Source organism: Pseudorhodoplanes sp. (genome assembly GCF_050250235.1).
Taxonomy (GTDB): domain Bacteria; phylum Pseudomonadota; class Alphaproteobacteria; order Rhizobiales; family Xanthobacteraceae; genus Pseudorhodoplanes.
Genome location: NZ_JBFWPA010000231.1, coordinates 1 through 6,100 on the forward strand (window position 1 = coordinate 1; position 6,100 = coordinate 6,100).

7 protein-coding genes are annotated in these 6,100 nt (G+C 62.1%); 3 read left to right on the plus strand and 4 right to left on the minus strand.

Annotated elements, in window-relative coordinates:
• The 3 genes from AB7F49_RS37280 to AB7F49_RS37290 all read left to right on the plus strand — a co-directional run.
• On the plus strand, positions 1–724 hold a 724-nt coding region (locus AB7F49_RS37280), incomplete at its 5' end, for a DUF1998 domain-containing protein (RefSeq protein ID WP_428532382.1).
• 4 nt (positions 725–728) lie between these two features.
• Positions 729–1,838: a DEAD/DEAH box helicase gene (locus AB7F49_RS37285; protein WP_428532385.1), complete on the plus strand. Its 1,110-nt coding sequence runs from the start codon at positions 729–731 to the stop codon at positions 1,836–1,838.
• Positions 1,839–1,848: 10 nt separating this feature from the next.
• Positions 1,849–2,625: an HNH endonuclease gene (locus AB7F49_RS37290; RefSeq protein WP_428532388.1), complete on the plus strand. Its 777-nt coding sequence runs from the start codon at positions 1,849–1,851 to the stop codon at positions 2,623–2,625.
• Between the two features lie 242 nt (positions 2,626–2,867).
• Here AB7F49_RS37290 and AB7F49_RS37295 read toward each other — a convergent pair whose 3' ends face one another.
• The 4 genes from AB7F49_RS37295 to AB7F49_RS37310 all read right to left on the minus strand — a co-directional run bounded on the left by AB7F49_RS37295 (position 2,868) and on the right by AB7F49_RS37310 (position 5,718).
• Complete coding sequence (locus AB7F49_RS37295) at positions 2,868–4,475, minus strand: recombinase family protein (RefSeq protein WP_428532391.1); 1,608 nt, start codon at positions 4,473–4,475, stop codon at positions 2,868–2,870.
• A gap of 12 nt (positions 4,476–4,487) precedes the next feature.
• On the minus strand, positions 4,488–5,051 hold the full coding sequence (locus tag AB7F49_RS37300; RefSeq protein WP_428532394.1) for a DUF2924 domain-containing protein: 564 nt from the start codon (positions 5,049–5,051) through the stop codon (positions 4,488–4,490).
• Positions 5,048–5,395, minus strand: coding sequence for a DUF3489 domain-containing protein (locus tag AB7F49_RS37305; protein ID WP_428532397.1), 348 nt, complete (start codon positions 5,393–5,395; stop codon positions 5,048–5,050). The genes AB7F49_RS37300 and AB7F49_RS37305 overlap by 4 nt, the downstream gene beginning before the upstream one ends.
• A gap of 101 nt (positions 5,396–5,496) precedes the next feature.
• Complete coding sequence (locus AB7F49_RS37310) at positions 5,497–5,718, minus strand: hypothetical protein (protein WP_428532400.1); 222 nt, start codon at positions 5,716–5,718, stop codon at positions 5,497–5,499.
• Positions 5,719–6,100 lie beyond the last annotated feature (382 nt).

The window sequence follows — 6,100 nt, forward strand, 5'->3', positions numbered from 1 at the left end:
GCACAACCGTTACATCGAGCCCGGAAGCTATGCGCCCGAGACGATCGTGACGGTCCCACACGCCCTCATGCGGGGTATTGAGGTGGTCTTCCAACTGGAAGAGGGCGAGGTTCTTGGCGAGCCGCTGCCTGCCCGCGATAATCGTCGCGCCGTCCTGGCTTACGAAGCTACCGAGGGCGGCGCCGGCGTTTTGAGCCAGCTGATTGAGGACCCGAAAGCGCTCGGCGCCGTCGCCCGCGAAGCGCTGGTCCTCATGCACTTCGAGAAGGTTGACGAGGCGATCGCGGCGGGCGACCCCGAGCTGCTTGTTGATCGTGAAGGCGTGGCCTGTGTTCACGGCTGCTATCGCTGTCTCCTCTCCTATTTCAATCAGCCTGATCACGAGCTGATCGATCGGACTAGCGATCAGGTAAAGCAGGTGCTGGTCGATCTGGCGCGTGGCCGGGTCACGCTCGCTTCGCGCTCGGACCAGTCGGGCGAAGGCGAAGGATGGAAAAGCGTCTTTAAGGACGCGGGGATTCCTTCGTCTGACACTTCGGCCGTCAGCTTCGCCGGTCAGGCGATGACCTTCGCTTGGCGCAGCCATTTCGTCGCCGCTTGCGTCTCCTCTCTGACCGAGTCAACGCGTCAGGAGGCGGAAGCCAAGGGTTGGACGCTGTTCGAATTGCCGGAAGCCGTCACTGCGGGTGTACCCGATGCGATGCTCTCGATGTTCGGGGAATAATCCGATGACGATAAACTATGCCCCTGGGGACTTGGTTCGTGCGCGCGGACGTGAGTGGGTCGCGCTCCCGTCCCCCCGGGATGGTGTGCTGGCGCTTCGTCCCCTGTCGGGTGGCGAGAGCGATACTATCGTCCTCGATCCGGTGCTTGAACTCCTGCCCGTCGAGCCCGCTCGCTTCGATCTCCCTGCCGACGCTGCGGTGACGGTTCAGGCGAAAGCGGCGTTGCTCGTGGACGCAATGCGCTTGACATTGCGCCGTGGCGCAGGGCCCTTCCGATCCGCCGCGCAACTCGCCTTCGAGCCGCGGACCTACCAGCTCGTACCCTTGCTGATGGCGCTTCGCTTGGCTGCGCCGCGGCTGCTCATCGCGGACGACGTGGGCATCGGCAAGACGATCGAGGCGGGCCTCATTCTGCGCGAGCTGATGGACCGAGGTGAAGTGGACGCGTTCTCGATCCTCTGCCCGCCGCATCTAGTCGAGCAATGGGTCGGAGAGCTGAAGGCGCGCTTCGGAATCGACGCCGTCCCGGTTACGTCAGGCACCGCGAGCCGGCTGGAACGCGGCCTGCCGCTCGCTCAGACGCTGTTCGACGCCTATCCCTTTACGGTCGTCAGCCTCGACTACATCAAGGCCGAGAAACGCCGCGAAGGCTTCACGCGAGCCTGCCCGGATTTCGTCATCGTTGATGAAGCCCACGCCTGCGTGGGCACACACCGGGGTCGGCAGCAGCGCTTCGAGCTTCTGTTGAGGTTGGCCCGGAATCCCGAACGGCGGATGCTCCTTTTGACCGCGACGCCGCATTCTGGAGACGAAGAGGCTTTCGCGCGACTTCTCTCGCTCGTTGATCCGTCATTCGCCTCGATGGACTTCGAGGACACGCGCTATCGCGAGCGTCTGGCTCGACACTTCGTGCAGCGACGCCGGATCGATCTCGTCTCGGGGGAGTGGGACGAAGATCGCGCCTTCCCGAAGCATGAGACGACGGAGTTCGCCTATCGTCTGTCCGACGCCCATCGGGCGTTTCAGGAAGCCGTTCTCGACTACTGCTTCGGGATCGTGTCCCGCGCTGGCTCGGGTCAGCGGGAACGGCGGCTGTTCGCCATGGACATCTGAGGCCGCCGCGATGACGATCGAAGCGCCTCAATCCTTTGTCGTGCGGGAGGAATGCCAGAAGGCCGCATCGCAGAACGGCTTCCGCCGCATTCTGGGGGAAGAGGCCGGCTGGGCGGCCTTCGGTTCGACCACGGCGCACGGGACGATTTATCTCGCTGCAGGCGGACCGCAAGGGCCATGGTTTCTCGCGCTTGTTCATCCCGGCGTCATACAGGAATTGAGCTTGCCTGCGGCCACCGTCTCCGGGCCTGGCCGCGCCCGGTTTGCCTTCGACACACTCGGCTCGCTCTACGCGGCGCTACATCGGACCTACGAGCTGGGTGTCAGCCTGCCCGATGCACCGCTCCAGGAGTTTGAGCGCCGGGTGGCAGGCCTGCCTCGAACCACCGAGGCCGAGAGGCTCATCGTCCAGCGGATAGGGCAGGACGTTTTTCGCGATCGCCTGATGGACTATTGGCAAGGGCGCTGTCCGCTGACTGGAATCTCCGATCCGGCTCTGCTGCGCGCGTCGCACATCATCCCGTGGGCAGAGTGCGAAAGTGATGCCGAGCGGCTCGACGTGCATAACGGCCTGCTGCTGTCGGCACTGTGGGATGCCGCATTTGATTGCGGTTTAGTGGCGTTTTTAGATGATGGCAGCCCTATCTTTTCTTCGATGCTCAGTGACGTCGCACGCGAGCATCTTACATGGGGCGGGGCGCTCCAATTGACGGATAAGCACAGAATGCGGCTCTCTTGGCAGAAAGCTCACCGATTCAAGGGAGAACTTTATATCGATAGGCATTGACACGAACCCGTGTGCATGGCCGTGGGCTGAAACAATTGGCAACCATAGGCTTCTTTTTGGATAGCCAAGCCAGTGTAGCCAAAAATGGCTCCGTGCGTCATAGCAATAATGGCCCAGGATTATACGTGGTTTATCCGCTTGATGCGGTTGATTGCTTGTGTTGCTGGTGATCAGCTCACCGAGAGGTACGTTTTCTTTTTCTGCGTCTCTGTGGATGTCGTCGGCGCACAGCTTGATTGATGTCACCATCTTTCATCGCCCTTTTTTGCCAAGCCGACCACCGTGAGGGTCCGGTCGGATTCACCAGCCGCAATGGCTCTCACGATCATCGGTGAAACGAACGCCAGCGGCGCCAGCAGCCGGATGTGGCGTTCGACCTTGCCTTCCGCTTTGGCGATGTCATGTAGCGATGCGACACGCCCTTCAGCAAGGTCGTTGACCCAGCGGCGCGCTTTGGCGATGGCGAGAAGCAGTGCGTCCCGATTCTCAGGCTTGATTCCTGCGGCCTGCGACGGCGCATGCGCTACACCTTTAATGTTGCCCGTCGTTGGCGGCGACCACACCACCTTCAAAACTGAGCCAATGCCATCTTCATTGTCGGCGCCATTGCGATCTGCTGCTTTTCCGCGACGTTTGTTTTTGTCGCTCGGCGTGTGCCGCTCCGCAGACTTGAGGACAATTTCAAGCGTTCCTTGCTTGACGGTGATTGCTTCAACGTGGCGATCGATCATTTCGTCCTCACGAACGTCTGGTCCGTTGTCCCGATCGCCTACGAACCGCTTACGAAGTGCGTCGATGACGGCGGTCTCGATCTCCGGAGCCGGCACGCGCGAGACGCTGCCGGCTTGATGTGAGCGCTTCTGCAAGATCGCCATCGAGACGTAGTAGCGATAGCGGGCGCCGTTCTTGTTGGTGTGGCTAGGCGTCATGCGGTTGCCGCGGTCATCGATCAGGCGGCCAGCAAGAAGAGCCCGCGTGCCCTTGAGACGGTTCATGCGCTCGACGGCGTTGGCGTCGAGGATGCGCTGCGCAGCATCGAAGAGGTCGCGGTCGATGATCGGGTCGTGATCGCCGCGCGCGACATGGTCACGATAGACGACGTCGCCGACATAGAACGGATTGCGCAGGAGGTTGGCGACGCCGGCCATGGAGATCGGCATGGCAATGCCGCGGGTCGATGTCTTGGTTTTTCCCGAGAGGGAGCGGATGCCTTGCCTGTCGAGTTCCTTGGCGAGAAGCCCGAGGGATCCAAGCTCGGCATAACGCGTGAAGATCATGCGCACGCGGTCGGCCATCTCGGGGACGACGACAAGCTTCTTGTCGACGCTCTTATATCCGAGCGGAACCGGTCCGCCGACCCAGAGGCCCTTGCGTTTGGAGGCCGCGATCTTGTCACGGACACGTTCGCCGATCACCTCGCGCTCGAATTGAGCAAAACTCAGCAAAACATTCAAAGTCAGCCGCCCCATGCTACTGGTCGTGTTGAACGACTGCGTGACCGAGACGAATGAGACGCCGTAGCGGTCGAACAGCTCGACGAGCTTGGCGAAGTCGGCGAGCGAGCGGGTGAGACGGTCAACTTTGTAGACCACGATCGTGTCGATCCTGCCACCGCGCACCTCGTCGAGGAGCGATTGCAGGGCAGGGCGCTCGAGCGATGCGCCCGAGAAGGCGCCGTCATCGTAGCGGTCCGGCACGAGGCGCCAGCCTTCATGTGCCTGACTTTTAATATACGCCTCGCAAGCTTCACGCTGCGCGTCCAGTGAGTTGAATTCGAGATCGAGATTATGATCGGTCGACTTGCGGGTGTAGATCGCGCATCGCAAGAGTTTCTTCGTTGGCTTGTCCATGGCCATCGACCGCTAGATCGTCGCGCGGACGTGACGCCGGACGACGCGGCCGGCCGCGTCCAACTTGGGTGGCACCTTCACCACACGCTTGCGGCGCTGTGGCTTCGTACCTTTAAGGGGCGCCGCCGCGCCATCGGTGTCTTTGGCCATGCGCAGCCCAAAGAAGCGGGGGCCGTTCCAGGATATGCCGGTGATGGCGCGGGCAATGGTCGAGAGACTGGGATAGGTCTGCTCACGCCACACATAGCCATCGGGCACGACCGTGACGGTATGGCGCTCGCCCCGATATTCCCGGACAAGAATAGTGCCGGCCTTCAGGCGGCGGGTCGGCTCGGCTCCTCCCTTCCCATCCCGCGCCAGCCGATCGAGCAACTGCGCTGTCGCCCGGTCGAGGCCGCCGAACGCCTCCTCCTGGATGCGATAGGCAATCATACGGCCGAGCAGATCCTTAGTGAGCCCCTTCGGCGGCGTCCGGCCGAAGGTCTGTCGCCAACGAAGGCGCAGACGATCGATCGACATGCCTCGGATTTGCATGATCTCCGCCGCGATGGCGGCAACATCGATGTCGGACTTCATCGCGCGCCGTCCTTCGTGCGTTTCGCAGCGCGCTTGACCGAAGGTTTTGCAGCAATGCGATAGATGCGCTCCCCGTTCACCAACTCCGAGGTGAGGTTCAGCCCGAGCTTCTTGCGGACCACACCGGCAAGGAAGCCGCGCACCGAATGGGGTTGCCAGGACGTTGCTTTCACGACGGCGGCGATCGTGACGCCCTGCGGTCGATGCAGGAGAGCCAGCACATTCGCCTGCTTGGATTTGGTCGGCGATTTTGTGCCTGCGACGGATGGGCTGGGACGTTTCCCGACCGGTGCTTGTAGCGTGGATATAGATGATCGGGGTTTCGATGACGTGGGACGCTTCATGGAAGTCCTCCTGATGTAGCGGTGGGATGCCGCCACCACCACGACCCCGCAAAGGCGCCAAGCGCCGGCGGGTAGGGGACCTCACGACCTGATGACGAGCGTCAGTCCCGGCAGGTGCGGTTCATCAGGCTCGCCGCGTTGAGATAGGTCGTGACCTCGTAAAGCGGCTGCTCGACATCGAGCACGATGGCGAGGGCCTGCTCGAGGTTGCCGGCTTCGCCGCAGGTCTCGGCCGCCTTCGCGGTCGCGGCGGCATTTTCAAGCCGCTCGCGAATGCCGGCCAAAAAGCATCTGATCGTGGCCTCAGGGATACCGGTCGTCATCGCTATGTCCTTCGTTGCGAGGAACACACACGCTCTGTTCGCGCACGAAGTCGAGTGGAATGTCGAGGATGCTGGGCGCTCGCCGCGTTGCTCGACATGACGGTTAAAAGCGCCTGTCCCTGCGCGCCGCTTCGGCGGCTTACGCCTGCGGCAGTCTCGGACTTTGGGCGCAAGCTCGGCGATGTTCGGGCAACGTTCACGTGTTCCGTTAGCGGAACACAACTTAAGTTCCCGTCCTGTTCCCGACGCCTAGGTGAGACGCTTGAGCAGCGTCCGCAGAGTCCGAACCGGATCGGCGCCGATTGCATCGACAACGTCGAGGAACTCCAGCACGTCGAGCCGGCGCTCTCCGCCTTCGACCTTGGCGACGAAGGACTGGGGC